Genomic DNA, 21,933 nt, shown 5'->3' on the forward strand with positions numbered 1-21,933 from the left:
TCCCTCTCCCAGATATGGGAGAGGGACTTTGAAATTCTGGCTCCCCTTCTCCCAGATTTGGGAGAAGGGGTTGGGGGATGAGGGCAAATCCTTTTGATCACAGAAGAACTACAGGTTTCAAGATAGACGTGGTTTATCTCCATTTACCGTTAGGGTATATCTCTATAATTGGAAATTAGTAATCGGTAATGGGGATTAGTTCACTATTTGTTACCGATTTTGCTCTCCAATTTTTGACTCTAATAGTATTCTAAAATAACGAATATCTTTTTTTGCTACAGTTTTTGAGGCAATACTCCATGACTATTTGGGTAAATGAGCAAATTGATCCGTCTGGAATGATTCATGCCTGTATTGCCTGTTGTAATGAATCTCAAGCTAAAGATTGTCATGATTCCTTTGAGAATAATTTGACCCAGATGCAAAAGGCAGCAGGTTGGGTAGCGCGATTGCGGACAGTCGATTCTTGGGATGAAGTGCCAGTGAATTCTTTAAAACTCAATTAATTAATTCGCATCATTTTTGGGGATTTTACGGCCAAATTTCAGGAGGGTAGGTGTAGCCCACCATAGGTATCGCTTGTCTACCACACGCTCTATATATACAGCACTTTGCAGGTAAATCAAGTACACATCTTAATATGATAAATCTTGTGGGGTGGGCATCCTGCCCGCCCTTGTGTACCTCATTAAGATGAAATGTGCTGTAGCTGCCAACGTCTACAGCGATCGCTGCAAATCCCATTAGAACAGGTTAATAAAGGATAAAATTCGGATTAAAATTATCAACTTATTAACAACTGGTGACAAAAAAACTGACATATTAGAGAAAATTTATAATTTTTTGGAACTTTTAAGAGTTATCATCTATACCGGAGATTAAATTAAAAAACTTGCATAAACCGAATCAATTTAGTGAACTATCCCAAGGTTTACACTTCGGAGCAAGCCTGTCCCATTAACTTAGTTGCCGAAACGGGACAAGCGGTTCAAATTTCAATTCATCCTCCCAGTCAATATATCTGTGCCAACTGCGAACGGATATTACCAGATTGGAAACGGCAGCCATTTTTACGAGTAGTGATTGTTTTACAGCAATCGCGTTATCAACTAGTGGAAAGGACGGTAGAAGTAGAGACAGAGAAAGAACGCTTGCGAGAAAAGTTTATGATATTTGGCTGCGATTTGGCATTTAATCTGCGCGATCGCGGCTATTTAACCGACCTAATCGACCCTCGTACAGGTTATCCTTTACTGTCGCATCCCGGAGCAATTCCCCACGATGACACAGCAGTTGTCAAGGCTTTGCTCAACTATCCAGTGATTAAAAATCAATGCCGTGTGTTAATTCATCCCGACTGGGGTGCAGCAGTTTACCCTAGCATTTTGATATCAGAAGCTCCCCCAATTGCGATCGAATTGGTTACAAAAAGCATCGCAGCCATGCATGGGTGGAGAGAAATTGATTATTAGTCATTTGTCATTGGTCATTGGTTAGCAAAGCCAAGATTTTACAGTGGCTGAGTTAAGCGTAATGTATCAAAAGATGTGTTAAAACCTAGTAATGACTAAATCATTCTAAGAAAGGAAACCTTATTAATTGCGATCGCTCTCCTTTATATTTGGGTTATTCTTTCAGAGTTAATCTCAAGGCTATCAATTCTGCAACGCCTTTTGATTACTGCTTAAAGTTTCATTGATAGCCGTCATTAATAACTCATTTAGAGGGATTCCCGCTGCTTTCGCCATACAGGAAATCACACTTGTAGGTGCAAAAGAACAATACAACCCGGCTTCTAAAAACCAAGGTTCTCCCTTTGGGTCGATCCGAAAGTCAAATAAACTGTAGTGACGACAACCCAAACTCTGATGACACTTCTTAGCCACTTGCTGAACCTTTTCGGTGATCGGATCATTAGGGTCTACAATCCAAGACTTGATATTATCTTTAGCGCTAAAACGCAAGTTGCCATCCTCCGTTTGTTGGAGTTTATCAACATAGCTGCGGATAGGTTTATCGTTGGGGTTTAACAGGTACTCCTCAAGGGGTAAACCCACTAGTTCACCGTCTTTGACAATGATGCCACATCTGACTTCTCGACCGAGTTCAATAAATGCTTCTACAATCACCTCCGAAGCATATTCAAATGCTTTCTTGAGGGCAGCATCATAGTCAGTAACCTCTTTGACTAAAGACACCCCTAAAGAGTTGGCGGAACTTGCAGGTTTAACGACTGCTGGAGGTTTAATTGTCGGAACGTCTCCTTGGCGGAGCAATTCTCCACAAGGCACTTTCACCCCTGCTGCTTCGACAATTGCTTTGACTCTGGCTTTGTGGGTTGCGATCGCCATTATATCCGAAGTATTGCCGATGTAAGGGATCTTCAGCAGATCGAATAGGGCGCGGTAGTGAGTCATTCCCGGAATACAAAACATTTGTGGTAACACGAGGTCAATGTTTTGCCCTGTGATAAACTCTATGGCATCAAGCAAAGAAATCGGTTTGCTGACAGCGATATCTTCTTGACTCAGGGAGCGAGGAAATCGCCACTGGCTATCAGGTGTGATGTATGCAATCTGAAAATCATACTGCGATTCAGCTGCGATCGCTGACAGACAATCTTGAGCGTAAAGGCGTGACAAATTACAGTAAAAATCATTGTGTGCAGACCCAACTAAATGAAGGATACGAAGTACTGGCATGATTCATCTTCCTAACTTAAATTACGAATTACGAATTATTTTAATCGCCACCTAATTCCACCAGTTTGCCAATGTTGAAGTCTATTTTTACCCATCCTTTGAGTTCTTGCAGATTCTTCAGCAAAAGTAAGGGAATCTGCCAATGATGCAAAGTCAAAAATGGTATAGGGTCATTAAGGCTGTAAATGGCATCAGTGCCTCGTACTAGGGTATTAACCGATGTTTGGAATTGTTTCCAGGAACGGATACCAGTTAGTCGCCAGATTTCGTGATAGATGAAGTAAGTAGGCTTGCTACTTGTTAGGGGTTCCAGAGGTGCAGCTAGGGGAGTTTTACCAAAATAGGCGTCTGCAACACCAGGATGATTGTAAAACATTGTGATTGCCGAATGAGTACGGGGATTGCATTCAATGGCGTAAACTGTACCGTCTTCAGCTTGAATAAAGTCAAAAGAAACTTGCCCAGTTAGTGCCAAACTCTTGACGAAGTGTTGCACCCATTCCCGAATTTGGGGATTTTCGACGTTTTCATAGTTGATTTGAAACGCAGAAGAGTTTGAACAGCAATGTAATCTTAATTCCCCGTCGCGCACTGTACTATGTGTGCATAACTCTTTACCAGGAATAAACTCTTGCATAATCCAAGGTTTTTCTGGACTGATGGGTAAACTGTTAACAAAGGCTGCTGTTTCTTCTGAGGTGTCGCAGGGAAGTTTGGTTAAATTTAAGCGGCGAACGGAGTCGTAAGAAATACTTTTAAGAATATATTTGCGGGTTTCTTGACTAAAATCGAAATTGATAACTTGTTGAGGATCTGTGATTTTAAAAGACTTGGGGACAGATAAACCAAGCGATCGCGCCTGATCAGTGAAGGCAAATTTATCATCTAACATCTTGATTATATCTGCATCAAAGTGGAAAACTTCGCAGTATTCTGATAATGGAGGCTTTGCTAAAGAGTCGTAGTAACTAGCTACAGGACTACATACAGGTACATAAACATCAACCTTTTCCTTTTTAACGATTTCTACTAGCGCCTGGATATAGGCTTGTGGGTCTTCTTCGGGTGCCGGAACTGTATAAAAACGACTTACAGCTTTTGAGAATCTATGCCCAGACAACCAATATTTGTGACCTTCAATCAGAATAACTCTGTGTCCTGCTGCATGAAAACAGCGAGCAAGTTGCAATGCTTTGGTCATTTTGGCTCCACTCACCAAAATAGTCTGTTGATGAGCGCCTACAACAGCTTTTTTCGGAAACTGCACAATACCCCACAGCAAAGATATCAACATTATAAAAGCATTGAACGGCAAGGCTATTAGTAATAATGTCAGAGTACCGAGAGTCTTGAATAGAGCCACTACCTTTACTCTGACACCCGTTGATGAGGTTATAGATTCAGGTAGAGATAAAGAAATTGATTGCACCATAAGTCTTTGAAACTAGGGGGAGTAGTGGGAGCAGGCAAAAATCAAGGGATCAGGGAGATTAGGAAGCAAGCGAAAAATTATTCCTTCTTATCTCCCTTATCTCTTGATTACGCCACGCGTCTAATCAGCGTCATCCCATCTCGTATGGGTAACAGAACTTGCTCAACACGCGGATCGGCAGCGACAACACGGTTGAATTGAGCGATCGCTTCACCGTTGGCCGTGCGTTGTTCTACAGGTAAATAAACCTCTCCTTGCAGGAGTGTATTATCTACACAAATAAAACCTGACGGTGCTAGCAAATTAGTATCTAGCAATGTTTGAAAGTAGGTTATGTACTCCTTTTTATCGGCGTCAATAAACACTAAGTCAAATGATTCTCCAGCTTCTACCAACTTATTTAAGGTTTGTAAAGCTGCACCTAATTGCACGCGGATTTTTTTACCGTGAACAGATTGATCAAAAGCCGCTTGTGCAACTTTTGCCGCAAAAGCATCTACTTCGCAGGCTATTAGCACTCCGTCCGCAGGTAATGCTTCTGCCATTGCTAGTGCAGAATAACCTGTAAACATCCCTATTTCTAGTACTCTTTTGGCCTTAGCTATATGAACAAACATTTTGAGAGTTTGTCCTTCTACATGACCAGATAGCATCTCTTGCTCTAAAGGGCGCACTGTTGTTCCTTCTGTAAAGCGTTGTTGCCATGCTTCTGTAGATGTTTTCTCGGCAAGTGCAGTTAAAGCAGCTGATTCCGGGGTAGTAAATTTTTCCAAATAAGGGTCTAAACCTGCTGCCAAATGCCATGCTTGATTGAGGTTGGCGACTAACTCCACAGGTAAGTCTGTGCGTTGGTTAATCTCTTTTACAACAGCTTCTAACTTCTTTGCTAATATTCCTAGCGGTGTCACCGGTCTAGCTGTGGGCGTGTCTATTTTAGTAGACATTATTTTGCACTCCCAACTAGTTCTGTCTGATAAACGGGGTACATATCTACGCCCTCACCACCACGAGGATAGGTGCTGCAAAGCTGCTTATGTTCTGCTAAAGCGACTGCCAATTCTTCCCGTGTCAAATCATTAGCATAGAAGCAAGTACCAATAGGTTTGGGCATTGCGGCTCTTAACAAACCATCTCGTGTGAGAGTGATAGACTCGGTAGCATCCCATAAAAGTTCTTCATCTAATAAAGGATGATCAAGAGTCAGTCCCAAACGACTAATTAATCCTAAAATGCGATCGCGTTCTTCAATAGTGATATAACCTCTATTTGCAGCGATCGTTGCAGATAAGGCCATGTCAATACTGACTGCATGCCCATGAAACAGAGGCACGCTTGGCGCAAGTTCCAAAGTAGGACTCCAAGTATGTCCGTAAGCAATTGCCCTATCCAAGTCTAGCTCCTGGAGGTTGGGTACTTCTAACTCCAGCATTTTTTTGATCGCTTCGTAAGTCAGACGGTGAGCTATTTCTTTTAACTCTGGAGTTGCGTTAATATTAGCAAAATGGGTGTCAAGCAGTTCTTCCCCATACTTTTCCAACCACTCAAATACAGAAGAGTGAGCAACTACAGCGATTTTGACTAACTCTGCCATCCCATTACGCACTTGGTTTGTTGGTAAAGTACGCAGCAGAGAAAAGTCCAATAAGACTTTTTGGGAAGCGTGATAAGCACCTAAACGATTTTTCAACTTCTTATGGTTAACTGCTACCTTAATAGCCACACTAGCATCAATTAAACCAATCAGAGAAGTAGGAATTCGGATGTAATTACTACTACGGCGATAAGTAGAGCAAGCAAAACCTACAACGTCTGTAATTAAACCACCACCTACTACTAATACTGGCTCTTTACGCACTAATTTGAAGTCAGCAAACACATCGATAATTGTCTCGAAGGTTTGGATAGATTTGTTTGGTTCGCTAACAGTCAGAGAAAAAATCTTCAAATCAATCCCGTAATACCGGAAATATTTTTCAATCTGAGTACCGTAAAAATGGTTGACGTTAGTATCTATAACAGCCAAGCATCTTCCAAAACTTCTATATATATCTGCAAGTTCTTGATTAGCAATATCGAAAACCCCATCTACGTAAACTAAGTCATACTCAATCTTTTCATAAGCTTCTATGTGAAATGTGGTTTCAGTAGCTTGAAGTTTTGTCTGAACAATGGTCACTATTTTTGCCTTTTGTATGAAAAAAATTGTAACTGGAATCTAGATGCAATTAGAAGTTTAAGCACTTCTAAAATATGATCATTTGCTAAAATCACGTCATGGTAAACTGCCTCCAATTCGATAGAAAAAAGAAGTAGCTCTCCATTAAATTGGATTGTGATTATTGCAAATTTAGAAATATCAAAATAGAACACCACAGATTAGGCGTGTCTACTTTAATTTCAGAAGCATGGCAAAAGACTGTCAGTCTAAGCTGAACCTGAGAAGTTATACAAACTTCTGCAACAAAACTTCATACATTTTCTCACATTTTTAAGCTGTTAATGCTATATCTAGCCCAAGGCAATTAGAGACTTATAGTAGCTGGATAAGAGCTTCCAAGCAAGCTAGAACAGTTATATTGCTTGCTTAAAAAGCTTAAACGATTGTTTACATTTATTAACATACCACGATTTTTAAATTATTGTACCTAAACCAAAGGTAGATTTCAAACAAAAAAAGTAGATTTTACGGATTTTGAGAGACCATTTAGAAAGTCAATCTTTAGGTAGCCAGACCACACCACATAATCCGTGTAATAATGCAATATATAGCTGCTTCATTCATCTAGCAAGTCACTCATAATCCTTACTGAGATGACGATACTGGTTGAACTATCCAAAAGTTTACTCTCTAACTCAACGTTTAGGTAAGACCTTAAATTTATTCTTTAGGCGAAGGAAAAAAAGCTTTAATTCCTTTCCCTTCAAGAGACTCCAACTTCCCCTGAATATTTAGAGCAAGTGAATTTATTCATGGAAAAGAAAAAAAAACTTTTATTATGAGTGTTTATAGGCACGATTTTAGGCGTCCTGATTAGAAACCCTTGCTTTTAAATATGGGGTTCTCCTTGCTCTTTGAATTTAGGATGCTTCGCTATTATATTGTTAAATACTATACTTATGGATTCTGTTCCAGTTGAAACAGGTGCGCCTCTTTCTCTAGAAATTGCTGCGATTGCCTCACCATCAACAACACTCTCTGGGACCTCAACACTCAGCCCTCGGATTTCTAAAGATGCTATTCGCACTAGTTTGAGGGCTTCCACTGTCGATGGTGTTTTCGCAGCAGTTTTTTCTATTGGTACTGGCGGAGTTTTGCTAAGTAATTTCTTAGTGGAGTTGGATGCTAGTCCGATAGTATTTGGCATGATAAGTTCTATCCCCATGTTGGTGAATCTCTTTCAGCCGATAGGTGCTTACTTATCTGAACGCAGTACTAGCCGCTTTCAGTATTCCCTTCGCACTCATGGGATTGCTCGATTACTGTGGCTAATTTTAGTAATTGGCATTGTTAGCTTTAGTTGGGGAGGGCTTAATTCAAACCAATTAGTGATATTAACGTTTTTGATTCTCCTATGCAGCCATCTATTAGGAGGATTAGGAAGTGCATCGTGGTTCAGTTGGATAGCAATGTTAGTCCCACGGCGATTGCGAGGTAGATATTTCGGGCTACGTAATAGTGCTGCCAACTTCACCGAGTTGGTCAGCTTGCCAATAGCTGGTTTAACGGTATCACATTGGTACGGGGGAAGTATCCAAGGTTATGGGGTGATTTTGCTCTTAGGCATTATCTTTGGAATTGTCAGCTTGGGGTGTCAGTATTTCCAGATAGATATAAATCCCCAATTAGAAAATACCTACCATAGTAACTCATCTCAAACAAATGAGATTAAGTCAGATTCGGCATCAAATGAACCTGCTGAGATATCTGAAGCAATCTGTCTGCCGCAAATGCCAATTCCCCAAAATAAGATAGATAGTAGCATTTGGAAAAACTCTAATTTTTTGGTGTTTCTACTTTATTTCGGCTCATGGACATTTGCTGTAAACCTGAGTGCGCCGTTTTTTAACCTCTACTTGCTAGATACCCTAAACCTGGATGTGAGTTGGGTAACTTTCTACAACAGCCTGCGAGCCGGAGCACATATGTTGATGCTCATTCTGTGGGGTAGATTAGCAGATAAAATAGGCAATCGTCCTATTCTAATTTTTAATGGAATTCTAATTGCCGTCATACCCTGGCTGTGGCTGAGGATCGGTTCTAGTCCTCTAGACCTCTGTCTGTGGTTGCCTCTGTTACACATTTTCATTGGGGGTAATTGGGGAGGAGTTGATTTATGTAACAACAATCTCCAGATAGAGATTGCGCCAGTAAAAAATCAGTCTATCTATTTTGCAACAGCTGCTGCTGTTGCTGGAGCAAGTGGTGCTTTAGGAGCAACTATAGGTGGCTTAATCGCTCAATTTGCTGGGTCTATTGGCATAGTGGAAGTGTTCGTTCTGTCTGGTATATTACGGCTAGCGTCACTTGTCCCACTGATTATTAAAAAGGATCTGGGTAGTTAGGGTGAAATTGGTTAAGTACAGATGTTAACAAAGGGTGTTGCGCTCAGATTGGAGATTTATCCACCTACAGGGAGAACTGTTAATTTAATCTTTACTCTATACTAAAAAAGTTTTATGACATAGTGACAAAGTTGATGTCAGTAAAGCAGGTTCTAGAAATTGGTTGTTAGATAAGCTGATATACAGTTAGTTTGCATTCTGATTGTAACTTCTGTTTCAATATACAATTTGAATGCAAATTAGCTGATCTAACCCAAATTAGTTAAATTTCAAAATCTGAAAAAGTTACGATGCTCAAGGTAGACACATCAAAAATCAGCCTCCAACAAGTTGAAGCTTTCAACCGCGACGGCGTTATCTGCGTCAAAAATGTTTTGGATGACATCTGGGTAGAACGGATGCAAACAGCCGTTGACAAGAACGTATCAATTCCTGGTCCTCTAGAAATTAAGGGTATCCCCAGATCAGAAGGTCATGTGGAACATGTTAGTAGCTTATGGCTCACTGACCCTGATTTCCGGGCTTTAGCTTTTGAATCTCCGCTAGCAACGATCGCTGCTCAAGTCTTAAAATCGAAAAAACTTAACTTTTTGGGTGACGGTTTCTTTGTTAAAAAGCCGAAAGCGAACAGCCGTGTTGGCTGGCATAATGACCTACCTTACTGGCCTATACAAGGTTGGCAGTGTTGTAAAATTTGGCTGGCTTTAGATAGCACCAACCAAAAAAATGGTCGATTAGAGTACATCAAAGCCTCTCATCGATGGGGCAAAGAGTTACGTGAAGCATCAAACCCCTCCTGGTTTGTAGAGCCACAGCCTCACGAAATTTTGTCCTGGGATATGGAGCCTGGAGATTGCTTGGTTCATCATTTTCTGACAATTCATCATTCAGTAACCAACATATCTTCTACACAACGACGTGCAGTGGTGACAAATTGGACTGGTGATGATGTTACTTACTATCACCGCCCGAAAGCATGGCCCTTTAGACCTGTTGATGAAATTGATTTACCAGAATTTAATTCATTCAAAGCCAAAAAATCTGGTGAGCCGATAGATTGCGATATGTTTCCTAAAGTTGAGCTGCATCGCTAGTTGGCAATTTACACGTCGTTGCTGTTATTCTCAAGGATGTGATTGTTTCGAGGCAGTGGCTTGCGCTAATCGCTAGAGGAAATCTTTTGTAAATTGCGATTAATTCGGTAACAACCAGCCAGAATTTATCTTGCTAGGGTTACTAAAATGTTAAGTTACTACTAAGATGTAATTCTATCCAGTTCATCGAGAATATTGCTATCTATATCAATGTCAAATTTCCGAGCAAAATGAGCAGATGATGCAAGTAGATTAGGCAAATCTTCCATTAGCAATATTTTTGGATGAGGGCCTCCAGTTGACCAATCAATATATCGCCGACGGTCATTTTTTAGTCTCAAATGAGGTGAATTAGCAAGTATAGTTTGAAAATATGCCTCGTCTGCATGCTTTACCTGACTGTAATGTAAGGTTAAGGCATTTCTCTGTGCGTGGAAATCGATAATGTACTCAGCACTTTTGCGATTGGCACAAAACCATTGACTTCCACTGAAACAAGCAAGTTTGTTTGAGAAAGGAAGAAAAGCTTTCGTTAATAAAGGATGTTCTAAGCGTATTTCTATATTCAGTTGAGCAAAGTATTTTTTTGAGTAATGAAAAGAAAACGACTTTGTACAGTATCGTTGATAGGAATTTTTCAGCCATAACATATTTGGTTTTAAATCATGTTTATAAGTCTCATATGTGATCTGCTCATACTGAATATAAGCATCATATTGACTTGAGGTCAGATCATCCAATATTTGCTTTGCGCTTTTAATAGGATAGTCTGCTCCACTGAGTAATACAAACCAATCCGGTGGATCTGGTATCTCGTACATTAGTTTAAGTGCCTGTACTGTAGCCTCTTCAACAGAAAAATCTGCCCACTCAGTTTGTAAGTGAGGGCGTACTAATAAAACATTTTTTGACAGAGTATCTACAGATAAATCACATTTTGAAAAATCATGATGACAAACAATTAAAGGATAATTGAACATCCTATTTAACTTATTTATTAGCCTGTAAATTTGTAGAGGCTTCGTATGAGTTAGTAAAATAAAACCTATCGAATTACTGGGAGAATTAGACATTAGCTTAAGTTGTATAGCTCTGGAAAAGATTTTAAAAGAGGTATATCTATGTGGATAAATACTTAACTAGCTGATAAACATCAAGAATTCAAGCCTCAAAAAATAATTTTAAATTGTTTAATTACGAATGGCTTTAGGGAGTATTCAAGCGTCATTAGGAATTACGAATTAGCTATTATTCTTAGGTTTACGCAATTTCTGAGAACCAATTGGGCCGAGAATTTGGTTAAGGCTCCGCAACTGTTCAGCTGTACCCATACCGATTAGCCGATCTCCCGGCATTAAAACAGTATCACCAGTCGGGCCACCGATGAGACTCCCATCAAGGCGACGAATTGCTAGAACTAATGCCCCAGATTGCGATCGCAATCTCGCTTTTTGCAAACTCTGACCCACAAAGGGACAAAAAACCGGGTCGAGTAAAAATTCTTCCATATACAACTGACGATCTGTACCTGTCAAAATCCCGTCTACAAAGTCCAATACTTGGGGTCTGAGAGCCGCAGCAGCCATGCGCTTACCACCAGTAATATAGGGGGATATCACCTCATCTGCACCACCGCGTTGTAACTTCTGCAAAGCCTCTTCTGTACTTGCGCGTGCGATCGCCCGAATTCCCGAATTCAGTGTTTTTGCTGATAAGACAATATATAAATTTTCGGCATCTGAAGGAAGTGCTGCAACGATACAAGTCGCTCTTTCAATGCCAACTTTCAGGAGTGTCTCATCTAGGGTAGCGTCACCTTGGTATGCTGTGTAACCTTCCATCTGCGCCCTTTGCACAGATTCCATCTCCGAATCAATCACCACAAAAAGTACATCTTCTGCCTGAAATTCCTTGGCAATTTGACGACCAGTCCGACTAAATCCACAGATGATGTAATGTTCTGATAGGGATTCCATTAACCGCCTCTGCTGTTGTAGCCGAATTCCTTCGTGAAAGTAGCCTTCAATGATCGCTTCTGTAAATCTGTTGACAATGTAACCGATATTGACTACACCCAACAAAATCAGGGCAATTGTAAACAACCGTCCTCGGCTACCCAGTGGATGCGTCTCTCCATATCCCACAGTCGCTAAAGTAATGACTGTCATGTAAGCCGCATCTTCCCATGACCAGCCCTCTATTATTCGATACCACAAAGTGCCAATGAAGAAAACACCGCCGAGAGCGATCGCCCCAGCCATTAACTCCTTTTGGATACGTTGATATTTTTGCTCAAGTGTTGAGAATGACGTAACAATAGTACTTTTAACCTACTTTTTCTAGTTTTCTGCTAACTTTTTAGCATTCGTCCTTTTTAGTATATTTAAACTAAGTACAACATTTCATTTAACCGCAGAGCAGATTTTTAATGCTGGTAATCAAGTATAGAGAATAACGTAACAATAGTACTTTTAGGCTAATTTTTCTAGTTTCCTACTAACTTTATAGCATTCGTCCTTTTTAGTATATTTAAACTACAAGTTATCTAAATAACTCAGGACTACTTATCTTTTTTCTTGTCTAGTGCTTCCTGGATAGCGCGTCTACAGAACTCTGGGGGGTCATCTTGTGCTTTCACCTCTTCCTTCATATCCTTAGTAACCCGAAAGTTGAGTTGTTCGGTTAGTTCTTTGCTTGGTTGATTTCCGAAATTTTCAGGTTTACCCTTGGGGTTAGGCATTATTGAGAGATGTAAATAACGATTGAATCGATGTTAACAACGATATAAAGTTTAAAATCGGTGGTGTTCTCAGTCTGACAAACGGTTCACCACCGATACCACTTTTACCAAGAGGTAATTCTATTTTATGTTCACGCGTTCCGAGTTAGAAATCAAAACCATCCCAGAATTACGCGACTTGTGCCGTCGATACGGTATTAAGCCTACAGGAAGTCCAGCATACAAAGTCAGCTATATGACTTCTCTGATGGCATTTCCTCAGCTAGCACTCCAGCAGGTGAGAGAAGGAAGGGGATTAAAATCTCCTGGATTTAACATCATTCAATTTTTTGAAGGGGTGATAGATGAAATAAATTCACCCACAGATGAGCAAGCGGCACTCATTAAAATAACCTTGGAAGGTAGGAGGATGGCTTACCCCGATCGGTTTGATCAAGAGAACCTGCTAAATTTGCACAAAGCTTAAGATGCATCTGGAAATGGGGGTTGGGTTACTAAGTCAATAGCGATCGACAAGATCCCCGACTTCTTAAAGAAGTCGGGGATTTGTAGCTTTCAATTGCTCAAGTCTTGAGTACAAAGTTTTTTCACCACTGCCAAGCGTTTGAGGTCATATAAGCGTTAACTTAAGAAGAAGTACGAGTTGTGCTAAATAAAAAGTATTTTTTAGAGATTTCTAGGAAACTAGTAAATAACTATATAATGAAAAACTTTCAGGAGGAGCGGTAGTGAGCCTAGAAACTCTCGTTGACCAAGCCACCATCCCCGCAGATTCAGGGTTAGCATCCAGTCCCTTTGATGCAGATAGCTTTAATGAAGCTGTCATGTCCACCTACGCGCGGTTTCCCTTAGCCCTAGAACGGGGTGCTGGATGCCGGGTTTGGGATACACAGGGGCGAGAATATCTGGACTTTGTGGCGGGAATTGCCACTTGTACTTTAGGACACGCCCACCCAGCGATGGTAGAAGCGGTGACACGCCAAATCCAAAAGCTGCACCATGTCTCTAATTTGTACTACATTCCTGAGCAAGGTGAATTGGCAAAATGGATCGTTGATCATTCCTGTGCCGATCGCGTATTTTTCTGCAACTCTGGAGCTGAAGCTAACGAAGCTGCAATTAAACTGGCGCGGAAATATGCCCACACCGTATTAGACATTGAAAAACCGATTATTTTAACCGCCCATGCCAGTTTCCACGGACGAACTTTAGCAACTGTTACTGCCACTGCACAACCGAAGTATCAAAAGTATTTTGATCCCTTGGTTCCTGGGTTTCACTACGTAAATTACAACGATATTAACGCTGTGGAAGTAGCGGTTAGCGAGTTGGATGAAGGCGATTATCGGGTAGCGGCGATTCTGATTGAGCCATTGCAGGGAGAAGGCGGTGTACGTCCGGGGGATGTTGCCTATTTCAAAAAGCTCCGGCAGATTTGCGACGAAACTGGCATTTTATTGATTTTTGATGAAGTGCAAGTTGGCATGGGGCGCAGTGGCAAATTATGGGGTTACGAACATCTCGGCGTTGAACCGGATATCTTCACCAGTGCCAAAGGCTTAGGTGGCGGTATTCCCATCGGTGCAATGATGAGCAAGAAATTCTGCGATATTTTCCAACCAGGGGAACACGCCAGCACCTTTGGGGGAAATCCTTTTGTGTGTGGTGTGGCACTCAGTGTTTGCCAGACATTAGAGCGGGAAAATATTTTACAGAATGTGGAAGATCGGGGTGAACAATTGCGAACTGGATTGAGAGCGATCGCTGCGAAATATCCTCAGCAGATTGCCGAAGTTCGCGGTTGGGGTTTAATCAACGGTTTGGAGTTGCGAGACGACATTGGGCTAACCGCAGCCGATGTCGTCAATGCTGTCATCAACCAGGGCGTATTACTAGTACCAGCCGGGCCAAAAGTAGTCCGGTTTGTGCCACCGCTAATTGTCACAGAGGCAGAAGTAAACACTGCCTTGCAAGCTGTGGATCAGGCGATCGCGATTCTCACAAAGTAGGCAATCTGGAAAATATCGGCTTAACCTCACCCCGATAAAGCTGTGCTTTATCTCCCCTCTCCTTAGTAAGGAGAGGGGCTAGGGTTCCATGCGTGTCAACTTAGAGCAATGGCTTTTTCATGCTTGGGAAATTTCCCGATAAGCTTGCCGACACTGCTCATAATTGTCTGGCAAAATCTCGGCATTCCCAAAACATAATTGCTCGTGAGTGGTAATTAAAGTTTCATAAGGCTGTATCGGAGTCACAGACAATCGCAGCAATTGCAGATATTCTCCATCAGTGCGGCTGAGTTTGTGTGGTGCAATGGCATTTTGATGCAATTGCTGTAACGTCGCTAAATAGACACAACGGCAAGCTTCACGGTAGTTACCCTGATGGTAAAATTCTTGCGATCGCTCCAGCAAAAGGGCTATGGATGACTCACTAGAGCGAGTTTTTAGGCGAAAATCAGTGAGATTGCCCCTTCTATTCAGCCAAGAATATATATAAGGACTGAATTCTCGCCATAATCGCCAACCCATCCAAGCGATAAATAAGCCTATTACCAGCCAAAACAGGAATTTCAGCAACTCGCTTAACCAAGGGCTAATTGACCATCCAGTAGGTAATTCTGGCATTGCGTGTTCAAAGCGGTAAAACTGGTATTCCCACCATTCTCCCGCTTGTTGTTGAAATTGAGAAATCTGCCAACTCCAGCTAGTTTTTTCAAAAGTATCTGTAGGCATAGGGGGACAAGGGCGACAAGGGGGACAAAGGAGACAAGGGGGACAAGGGAGAATAACTAATGCCCAATACTTCTCTACGAGAGGCTGCGCCAACGACTTCTCTACGAGACGCTACGCGAACGCTCAGTACAAGTGCCCAATGCCCCATAACTATTGACTATCGACTACTGACTCTGACTCTTTTTTGATCATTATCCAGCCAATAAGAATAAGTAGCGCACCGAATGCAAGAAATCCTAAATCCCAAGCTAACTGATTTGGGCCTGGTTTCACATGATGGATACCGAGAATTTGGTGGTCAATTAAACCTTCAACCAAGTCAAACAACCCAGTCCCAATCACTATTGACCCAATAAAGGTCTGTGATAACCAAGGAACATTATCACGCCCTCCTGCACGCCATAGCAACACAAGTCCTACCACCGTGAATACCCAATCTAAAGCATGAAATAACCCATCCCATACCATGTTCAAATCTATATTCGCCGTGTTTGTCAGAGGTCGAATGTTACTAAGCATGTGATGCCACTGGAGGAGCTGATGCAGTAAAATTCCATCAAGAAATCCTCCAAGACCAACACCAAGAAAAATTCCAGCAGTAATTAGCGGTGCGCGTCGGTTGAAGGTTTCACTTTTTGCCTCCATTGTCAACCTCATAAATAGGCTTTCTTACCAAAATACAACATCTTTTGGGAGAAAAATCTTCTATCTTGAGGCAAGTAGGATGATTCAACTTAAATTAATCTTTATTTTTGAAGATGCGCCTATGGGACTTACCCAAAACTGCGCTGTAGGGGCAATTCATGTAGCTTTAGCTTCCCGCAGGGTATTGCCTCTACGTTAATAAACCGCAGCCTCACATAGAATTGGGATGAGAAAAGATTTCAGTCCATTAAAATGTTGAAATAGACTTTCGCTATGGGACTTCCAAATAAAAAAATACTTAACTACTTCTTGTGGGGTGGGCGTCTCGCCCGCCCTAAGCCAGAGGCGGGCAAGATACCCACCCCACAAGATTGGGTAATTTATTTGTTGGAAGTCCCTTAGCTTAGCGAAAGTTGTTCAGCTAGGTAATCTAAATGTAATACATGAGTTCCTTCTGCTGGCGGATTGCTCTTCGTTCACAAAGGTCTTGGAGTGTATATTTTTCCAAAACGGAGTTAGCAGCCTGACGTGCTTCCTGCCAGACTTCCTGAATTAGCTCACCTTCTACTGTGTTGGGAGTCGGCTCACAATCAGAGAGAACAATATCTGACCCTTCCATGCAACTAAAAGCATCCAATACTGTAATCTTCTGGGGATCTCGTGCCAGAACATAGCCACCTTTGGCTCCGCGTATACTATTAATTAAACCTCCACGCCTTAATGTTGCCAGGAGTTGTTCTAAATAGCGGTTCGGTATGTCTTGCAATGCCGCTATCTCTCGAATTTGCAGGGCTTCACCCTTAGGGTAGCAGCTTGCCAACTCTAACAGGGCTAGAAGTGCGTATTCTGATTTGTTAGAGATAACCACAGGCGTAATATTTTTAACTTACATTTAAAGATACAAAGTCTTTGAGTTCGTTTCCCTAAGCTACTGTTAAGAAAAACTTTACAATCAACTTATTGTTGACCAGTTAGCTCTAGTTTAAAGACCTTCCAGCATAGAAGCAATTATATTTGGTTTTTAATTCAATAAAGAAAAGTGATTGATTATTGCCAACTTTCCAAGAAATCACATAGTTAAGTTTATTTGTGCCTCCCTATTTACCTGCAAATTTCTCGAAAATGGCAGAATGACTGTAAAGGTAGTTCCCGCACCGATCGCACTTTCGACAGTAATCTCGCCGCCATGTAAATCTACAGCCTGCTTGACGATGGACATTCCCAATCCCATTCCGGGGATATTGCCTGCATTACTGGCGCGATGGAAGGGTTCAAAGATGTGTTCAATGTCAGAAGGGGGAATGCCAATACCAGAGTCTTGAGTCTGGAGTATAGCTTGATCGTTGGCAGTGGTGACAGAAAACTTAACTGTGCTACCAATGGGAGAGTATTTTAGACAATTCGAGAATAAATTACTCAAGATTTGTCGCAGTAGTTTAGCGTCTAAGTTGACTTCTGTGCATTGGCACTCGCCGCTAAAAACGATCGCGTGTTGTGAGCGATCGCTCTGTTGTAATTCTTCTAAGAGATCACGGCAAAATTCCACCAAATTCAGGGGTGTTGGATTCAACTCTAACTTGCCTGTTTCATTCTGACTCAGCACCAATAAATCATTTAACAACTGGGTTATATGCATAACTGATGCTTGAATTCGACGCAGGTGGGTATTTTGTCGCTCCTCGTTCCAGAGATGGCGATAATATTCTAGTAGTTCCGCAGAAGAGTGGATGGTTGCCAAAGGGGTGCGAAACTCATGGGAGGTGATGGTAAGCAAGCGGGATTTCAGGTCACTAAACTGCCTTTCTTTGGCCAGCGCTTGTCGCATCGCCTCTTCTGCATATTGCAGCTTGGCTTGGGTTCGCTTGCTTTCACTAATGTCTCGAAATAGCCAGCGCAGACCGACTAACTTACTATATTGATTACGGATAGCAACCACCTTAACCGCAGCAATAATGGGTGTTCTGTTACGTGGTTGGAGGTTTACTTCCCACTCTTGGATTTTCCAGTCTGGGATTTCGGCGCGATCGCGCAGATGAGTCAGTTTTAAATGAAAAGCAATCAGCTCTTTCTCAAGCACATAAATCTCTAGGAGTTCGCCCAAAAGGAAACTCTTGGAAATGTTTAGTAGGATAGTGGTGGCAGAATTAGCTTCTTGAATTAGCCCTTTGGTATCAGTTACCAAATAAGCGTCTGGTACTTCTTCAAACAGTTCTTGGTAGCGTTGACGTTGTGCCACCAAATCCTGTTGAGTGTTAAATAATTCTTTATTCTGCTGCTGTAGGTCTTGATTAGCTATTTGCAGTTCTTCCAAAGCGAGGTTGACTTCTTGGAGTACTGCGGCGAAGAGTTCAATATCTTCCTGTGCTTTTTGCTGTTGACTCTGGCGTTGCAAAAGGGCGACGCGCTGATGCATATTCTGTAACTTTAAAGCTAAATCATCCAAATTCACACTTTTACTCCTAACTTGGATATCTGACTAAGCTAATGTACTTTTAATTTGCATAACTAGGGCGGGCAAGATGCCATTGGTGTCAACTTAACGTAGAAGTTAGGCAAGGCATGCTTTCGAGGTTTGACCCTCACCCCCAACCCCTCTCCCAATTTTGGGAGAGGGGAGCAAATTCTCTAGTTCCCCGAATCCCAAGTTGGGATTCGGGGTTAGGGGATGAGGGCAAAACGTCTTCTCAAAGCAGATTTTTTCTGAAGTTGACACCAATGGCTTTCCGACCCACCCCACAAGAGTTTTACTTTCAGGTAATATGCAAGTTAAATGTCTAAGAGCTTACTACTTAGATAATCTTGGCTTTTGAGTTTAACAGTTATTAGTTATCAGTGTCATCACTTGAGGTTAAGTTCTACGCCAGAGGTTTAGCCCACAAATTTTATTTGTCAATTTCTTAATGTTTTTGTCTCTTAATGTTGCTTAATTTGGCTTTTAAATCTGCCCATTTGATCCCTTCTAGGCTGGGCAAAACAACATTAGCAGCTCCAACTCGTTCAACAGGTCCCAGTCCTACCGCCCACATACCAGCTGCTAGAGCTGCATCAACACCTGCTGCGGCATCTTCTACAACTACAGATTCCCCTGGTTCGAGTCCTAGCTGCTTGGCTGCGTATAAAAATAGGTCGGGTGCTGGTTTGGGTTGCTCTACACTATAACCGTCTGCGATCGCATCTATTTTATCAGCAATGCCCAATCGCTCGATCACTGTGCGGGCATTTTTACTACCTGAACCAATACCAATCTTAATCCCAGCTTGCCGCAGTTCATCCAAAAGGGCGATCGCACCTGGTAACAAATCCTTGGCTGTCATGTTTTGCATCAATTCTAGATAATAGCGATTCTTCCGCTCCATCATCTCCTGGATTTGTGCTTCCGAATACGGTCTATCTCCAAGAATCAGCATCAGGGAAGCACGACGGGATACTCCCCGCAGCGCGTCGTTAGCCTCCCGATTAAAGGGAATACCCTCTTCATCTGCTAGCTTTTTCCAAGCTAGATAGTGAAGTTCTGCTGTATCTGTTAATACACCATCTAGATCGAAGATAAATCCTTGGATGTTGGGCATTGGGGGAGTGGGGGAAGATGAGGGGGGATTTGAGGAGAGAGAAAGTTGCAGAAATTCTAGTTGACGAGTGATATCTGGGGAGACTTGTTCCCCATGCAGATCGAAGTCGTGCCATTTGCCTTGCCAGTGCAGTTTAAACTTCAGGCGCGTCCAGCCAGGGGGGAGGTGGGGATTGGCTACAGGGCCATTTTCAGTTAGTTGGATGCCGCCGAACCCAAAAATTACAGCTTGCCAAATGCCACCAGCACTAGCGCCGTGAATTCCATCGCTGGTGTTACCTCGGTTATCTTCAAGATCCACCATTAACGCCCGCATAAATAGTTCGTAAGCTTCGGTTGATTTGCCCAAATCGGAAGCTAAAATGGCTTCAACTGCTGGGCCAAGAGATGAACCATAGGTAATATCAGTGCGGGGTGCGTAGTAGTCCCAGCTTGTCTGCAATGCTTTTTCGTTGTAGGGAAAATCTGCTGATTCCCGCATTAAATATAGGAGCATTAATACATCTGGCTGCTTGAGTACTTGAGATTTGTTGGTTTTATCCATACCTAAGATCGGTTGCATGGAGCGATCGCGGGGTTCATAATCTGCTAAGTTGATATCTTCCAATTGGAAAAATCCCTCAAACTGCTCGATTAGTTCTGTTAATGGGTCATAGAAAAACAACATTTTGGCAATGATGTCTTGCCAGTGCGATCGCTCCTCTGGGATCAGCTTTAGTTTCTCTTCTAGTTCGCTGACTCGTTCGGGGAAATTCTGGGCCAACCAATCATAGACTGCGATCGCTTTCTCTAAATGCCATTGCGCCATGCGGTTTGTAAAGGCGTTGTTGTGGACGAATTCATGGTATTCATCCGCTCCGATTACTCCCCGAATTTCATACTTTTCGCGCTCAGGATTGAATTCTACCCGGCTACCCCAAAAAATCGCGGCATCTAAGATCACCTCTGCACCGCGCTTTTGCATCCACTCATCATCACCAGTAGCTTGCCAGTAGTTCCAAATCGCATAGGGGATATCTGCATTGATATGAATTTCGCGATCGCGACACCAAATCCGCACGTCTTCACCATAAAAATCACTGCCGATAGCCCAACGTGGTGTCACTTCATCTCCAGTCACAGCACTTTCCCAGGCAAACATTGCCCCTTTATACCCGTCATGGGCTGCCTTGCGTCTAGCTCCATCCAAAGTGTGCCAACGGTAACTGAGTAAGTTGCGGGCGATCGCGGGTTGGGTAAACAGAAACAGGGGCTGCATAAAAATTTCTGTATCCCAAAAGATATGACCGCGATAGCCAAACCCGGAAAGGGTTTTCGCCGGAATGCTCACCCTGTCATCATGCTGGGGAGCAGCAATCAGCAGCTGAAACAGATTGTAGCGAACAGCAAAAGCAGCTGTGGTATCCCCTTCAATGAGGATGTCACTTTGCTGCCAAACCTCATCCCATGCCTGTTCATTGGCTTTTAGTAATGTTGCGTAGTCTGGCAAGTGGGCGAGTTTTTCTTGAGCTGCTGGGACTGGTGTTTCGATCTCCCGCGAGGTAAAAACTGTAACTAATTTCTCTACTGTTACGGTCTGTTGGGCTTTAGCGAAGAAGGTTGTACTCAAGGTAGGATAGCCAGGTGCAGTATTAACTTGCAAAGATGCTTCAGTGCCTAATATTGTCACCTTAGCTGCCATACCGAGTTCAATTCGAGAATTACGGGTGCAGCGTTGTAACCAGATTCCTTGGTCAGTCTTGCCCTGATCTAGTCCTTCCCAGTGATTGAAACCCTGATTTTCTGGATAGCCGTTGATACTAGCTTGAACTTCGATTAAGCCATCAAAATCTACTGCTGTTAAATGGCAGCGTAGCGCCAATACGTGCGGATCGGCAAGACTAGCAAAGCGTTCAAAGCTGATATCTATGGTGTTACCACTGGGAGAGCGCCAACGTAACGAACGGCTGATAAGTCCGTAGCGTAAATCAAGCTGGCGATCGTAGCGTAATATCTCACCTTGATCGAGACGGAAGCGATCGCCATTCACAATCACTACCAAGGGTAGCCAGTCAGGGCAATTTACCAGTTCAGTGTACACCACCGGCACATCATCGTAGACACCGTGGATAAAAGTAGCTGGCGATGCATGAGGATAACCTTCCTCAAAACTGCCCCTTGTTCCCAAGTATCCATTACCGATTGTAAAAACCGTTTCTTTCGAGTGTAATTGTTCAGGGTCAAACTGGGTTTCGATTAATATCCAGTCTGTATAGATAAAATTGCGAGAACGACCTTTTTTGTCCATAAATTGGGGAGTGGGGAACGAGTCTCTAAGGTGGATGAACGGAGTTCGGAAGTGGATGAACGGAGTTCAAAGGTGGATGAACGGAGTTCAAAGGTGGATGAACGGAGTTCAAAGGTGGATGAACGGAGTTCAAAGGTGGATGAACGGAGTTCAAAGGTGGATGAACG

The 21,933-nt window shown here is 42.4% G+C and carries 20 protein-coding genes; 7 read left to right on the forward strand and 13 right to left on the reverse strand.

Annotation, left to right across the window (positions count from 1 at the left end):
* Positions 1 to 299 precede the first annotated feature (299 nt).
* Positions 300 to 506 (forward strand): glycogen debranching protein, encoded by a 207-nt coding sequence (locus ACYTXL_RS29285; protein WP_461927702.1) that lies wholly within the window; start codon positions 300 to 302, stop codon positions 504 to 506.
* 408 nt (positions 507 to 914) lie between these two features.
* Entirely contained in the window at positions 915 to 1,472 is a 558-nt protein-coding gene (locus tag ACYTXL_RS29290) for a methylmalonic aciduria and homocystinuria type D protein (protein ID WP_461927703.1), read from the forward strand.
* 183 nt (positions 1,473 to 1,655) lie between these two features.
* Here the strand turns inward: ACYTXL_RS29290 and ACYTXL_RS29295 are convergent, their stop codons facing one another.
* The 4 genes from ACYTXL_RS29295 to ACYTXL_RS29310 all read right to left on the reverse strand — a co-directional run bounded on the left by ACYTXL_RS29295 (position 1,656) and on the right by ACYTXL_RS29310 (position 6,310).
* Positions 1,656 to 2,702 carry a D-alanine--D-alanine ligase family protein gene (locus tag ACYTXL_RS29295; RefSeq protein ID WP_461927704.1) on the reverse strand — a complete coding sequence of 349 codons (1,047 nt, stop codon included), beginning with the start codon at positions 2,700 to 2,702 and terminating at the stop codon, positions 1,656 to 1,658.
* Between the two features lie 40 nt (positions 2,703 to 2,742).
* Positions 2,743 to 4,134 (reverse strand): ATP-grasp domain-containing protein, encoded by a 1,392-nt coding sequence (locus ACYTXL_RS29300; protein WP_461927705.1) that lies wholly within the window; start codon positions 4,132 to 4,134, stop codon positions 2,743 to 2,745.
* Positions 4,135 to 4,241: 107 nt separating this feature from the next.
* Positions 4,242 to 5,078, reverse strand: a complete 837-nt coding sequence (locus tag ACYTXL_RS29305) for an O-methyltransferase (RefSeq protein ID WP_461927706.1) — start codon at positions 5,076 to 5,078, stop codon at positions 4,242 to 4,244.
* Positions 5,078 to 6,310 (reverse strand): sedoheptulose 7-phosphate cyclase, encoded by a 1,233-nt coding sequence (locus ACYTXL_RS29310; protein WP_461927707.1) that lies wholly within the window; start codon positions 6,308 to 6,310, stop codon positions 5,078 to 5,080. Before ACYTXL_RS29310 ends, ACYTXL_RS29305 begins: the two co-directional genes overlap by 1 nt.
* A gap of 941 nt (positions 6,311 to 7,251) precedes the next feature.
* On the opposite strand from ACYTXL_RS29310, the gene ACYTXL_RS29315 reads away from it, so the two are divergent.
* Both ACYTXL_RS29315 and ACYTXL_RS29320 read left to right on the forward strand, forming a co-directional pair.
* Positions 7,252 to 8,697 (forward strand): MFS transporter, encoded by a 1,446-nt coding sequence (locus ACYTXL_RS29315; RefSeq protein ID WP_461927708.1) that lies wholly within the window; start codon positions 7,252 to 7,254, stop codon positions 8,695 to 8,697.
* 290 nt (positions 8,698 to 8,987) lie between these two features.
* Entirely contained in the window at positions 8,988 to 9,791 is an 804-nt protein-coding gene (locus ACYTXL_RS29320) for a phytanoyl-CoA dioxygenase family protein (protein ID WP_461927709.1), read from the forward strand.
* A gap of 161 nt (positions 9,792 to 9,952) precedes the next feature.
* Here ACYTXL_RS29320 and ACYTXL_RS29325 read toward each other — a convergent pair whose 3' ends face one another.
* The 3 genes from ACYTXL_RS29325 to ACYTXL_RS29335 all read right to left on the reverse strand — a co-directional run bounded on the left by ACYTXL_RS29325 (position 9,953) and on the right by ACYTXL_RS29335 (position 12,531).
* A complete protein-coding gene (locus ACYTXL_RS29325; protein WP_461927710.1) occupies positions 9,953 to 10,864 on the reverse strand; it encodes a beta-1,6-N-acetylglucosaminyltransferase in 912 nt (303 codons plus the stop codon).
* Between the two features lie 168 nt (positions 10,865 to 11,032).
* Positions 11,033 to 12,052 carry a potassium channel family protein gene (locus ACYTXL_RS29330; RefSeq protein ID WP_461927711.1) on the reverse strand — a complete coding sequence of 340 codons (1,020 nt, stop codon included), beginning with the start codon at positions 12,050 to 12,052 and terminating at the stop codon, positions 11,033 to 11,035.
* Between the two features lie 299 nt (positions 12,053 to 12,351).
* The gene (locus ACYTXL_RS29335; protein ID WP_292798616.1) at positions 12,352 to 12,531 is read right to left on the reverse strand and encodes a hypothetical protein; all 180 of its coding nucleotides are present in this window, start codon (positions 12,529 to 12,531) and stop codon (positions 12,352 to 12,354) included.
* Positions 12,532 to 12,658: 127 nt separating this feature from the next.
* Here ACYTXL_RS29335 and ACYTXL_RS29340 point away from each other — a divergent pair, with 127 nt between their 5' ends.
* Together ACYTXL_RS29340 and ACYTXL_RS29345 are read left to right on the forward strand one after the other, a co-directional pair.
* The gene (locus tag ACYTXL_RS29340; RefSeq protein WP_461927712.1) at positions 12,659 to 12,997 is read left to right on the forward strand and encodes a hypothetical protein; all 339 of its coding nucleotides are present in this window, start codon (positions 12,659 to 12,661) and stop codon (positions 12,995 to 12,997) included.
* 262 nt (positions 12,998 to 13,259) lie between these two features.
* A complete protein-coding gene (locus ACYTXL_RS29345; protein ID WP_461927713.1) occupies positions 13,260 to 14,540 on the forward strand; it encodes an acetylornithine/succinylornithine family transaminase in 1,281 nt (426 codons plus the stop codon).
* Between the two features lie 117 nt (positions 14,541 to 14,657).
* Here the strand turns inward: ACYTXL_RS29345 and ACYTXL_RS29350 are convergent, their stop codons facing one another.
* Entirely contained in the window at positions 14,658 to 15,266 is a 609-nt protein-coding gene (locus ACYTXL_RS29350) for a DUF4129 domain-containing protein (RefSeq protein ID WP_461927714.1), read from the reverse strand.
* A 59-nt stretch (positions 15,267 to 15,325) separates the two neighbouring features.
* On the opposite strand from ACYTXL_RS29350, the gene ACYTXL_RS29355 reads away from it, so the two are divergent.
* Positions 15,326 to 15,454: a hypothetical protein gene (locus ACYTXL_RS29355; protein WP_461927715.1), complete on the forward strand. Its 129-nt coding sequence runs from the start codon at positions 15,326 to 15,328 to the stop codon at positions 15,452 to 15,454.
* Here the strand turns inward: ACYTXL_RS29355 and ACYTXL_RS29360 are convergent.
* The 5 genes from ACYTXL_RS29360 to ACYTXL_RS29380 form a co-directional block, all read right to left on the reverse strand.
* The gene (locus tag ACYTXL_RS29360) at positions 15,417 to 15,911 is read right to left on the reverse strand and encodes a DUF2243 domain-containing protein (RefSeq protein WP_461927720.1); all 495 of its coding nucleotides are present in this window, start codon (positions 15,909 to 15,911) and stop codon (positions 15,417 to 15,419) included. The two genes, ACYTXL_RS29355 and ACYTXL_RS29360, sit on opposite strands and share 38 nt — an antisense overlap.
* 430 nt (positions 15,912 to 16,341) lie before the next feature.
* Positions 16,342 to 16,779: an RrF2 family transcriptional regulator gene (locus ACYTXL_RS29365; protein WP_461927716.1), complete on the reverse strand. Its 438-nt coding sequence runs from the start codon at positions 16,777 to 16,779 to the stop codon at positions 16,342 to 16,344.
* 201 nt (positions 16,780 to 16,980) lie between these two features.
* On the reverse strand, positions 16,981 to 18,360 hold the full coding sequence (locus tag ACYTXL_RS29370) for a PAS domain-containing sensor histidine kinase (RefSeq protein ID WP_461927717.1): 1,380 nt from the start codon (positions 18,358 to 18,360) through the stop codon (positions 16,981 to 16,983).
* 448 nt (positions 18,361 to 18,808) lie between these two features.
* On the reverse strand, positions 18,809 to 21,766 hold the full coding sequence (pgmB, locus tag ACYTXL_RS29375; RefSeq protein WP_461927718.1) for a beta-phosphoglucomutase: 2,958 nt from the start codon (positions 21,764 to 21,766) through the stop codon (positions 18,809 to 18,811).
* The coding region (locus ACYTXL_RS29380; RefSeq protein WP_461927719.1) for a hypothetical protein at positions 21,715 to 21,933 on the reverse strand (219 nt) is incomplete at its 5' end. The genes pgmB and ACYTXL_RS29380, both read right to left, overlap by 52 nt.

The organism is Nostoc sp., from assembly GCF_054880495.1.

Bases quoted from the DNA above. Each gene is read 5' to 3' on its own strand.
- ACYTXL_RS29285 (WP_461927702.1), top strand. From the start codon at position 300: ATGACTATTTGGGTAAATGAGCAAATTGATCCGTCTGGAATGATTCAT.
- ACYTXL_RS29335 (WP_292798616.1), bottom strand. From the start codon at position 12,531: ATGCCTAACCCCAAGGGTAAACCTGAAAATTTCGGAAATCAACCAAGC.
- ACYTXL_RS29355 (WP_461927715.1), top strand. From the start codon at position 15,326: ATGCCCAATACTTCTCTACGAGAGGCTGCGCCAACGACTTCTCTACGA.
- pgmB (WP_461927718.1), bottom strand. From the start codon at position 21,766: ATGGACAAAAAAGGTCGTTCTCGCAATTTTATCTATACAGACTGGATA.
- ACYTXL_RS29330 (WP_461927711.1), bottom strand. From the start codon at position 12,052: ATGGCTGGGGCGATCGCTCTCGGCGGTGTTTTCTTCATTGGCACTTTG.
- ACYTXL_RS29340 (WP_461927712.1), top strand. From the start codon at position 12,659: ATGTTCACGCGTTCCGAGTTAGAAATCAAAACCATCCCAGAATTACGC.
- ACYTXL_RS29315 (WP_461927708.1), top strand. From the start codon at position 7,252: ATGGATTCTGTTCCAGTTGAAACAGGTGCGCCTCTTTCTCTAGAAATT.
- ACYTXL_RS29305 (WP_461927706.1), bottom strand. From the start codon at position 5,078: ATGTCTACTAAAATAGACACGCCCACAGCTAGACCGGTGACACCGCTA.
- ACYTXL_RS29350 (WP_461927714.1), bottom strand. From the start codon at position 15,266: ATGCCTACAGATACTTTTGAAAAAACTAGCTGGAGTTGGCAGATTTCT.
- ACYTXL_RS29320 (WP_461927709.1), top strand. From the start codon at position 8,988: ATGCTCAAGGTAGACACATCAAAAATCAGCCTCCAACAAGTTGAAGCT.
- ACYTXL_RS29360 (WP_461927720.1), bottom strand. From the start codon at position 15,911: ATGGAGGCAAAAAGTGAAACCTTCAACCGACGCGCACCGCTAATTACT.
- ACYTXL_RS29325 (WP_461927710.1), bottom strand. From the start codon at position 10,864: ATGTCTAATTCTCCCAGTAATTCGATAGGTTTTATTTTACTAACTCAT.
- ACYTXL_RS29300 (WP_461927705.1), bottom strand. From the start codon at position 4,134: ATGGTGCAATCAATTTCTTTATCTCTACCTGAATCTATAACCTCATCA.
- ACYTXL_RS29295 (WP_461927704.1), bottom strand. From the start codon at position 2,702: ATGCCAGTACTTCGTATCCTTCATTTAGTTGGGTCTGCACACAATGAT.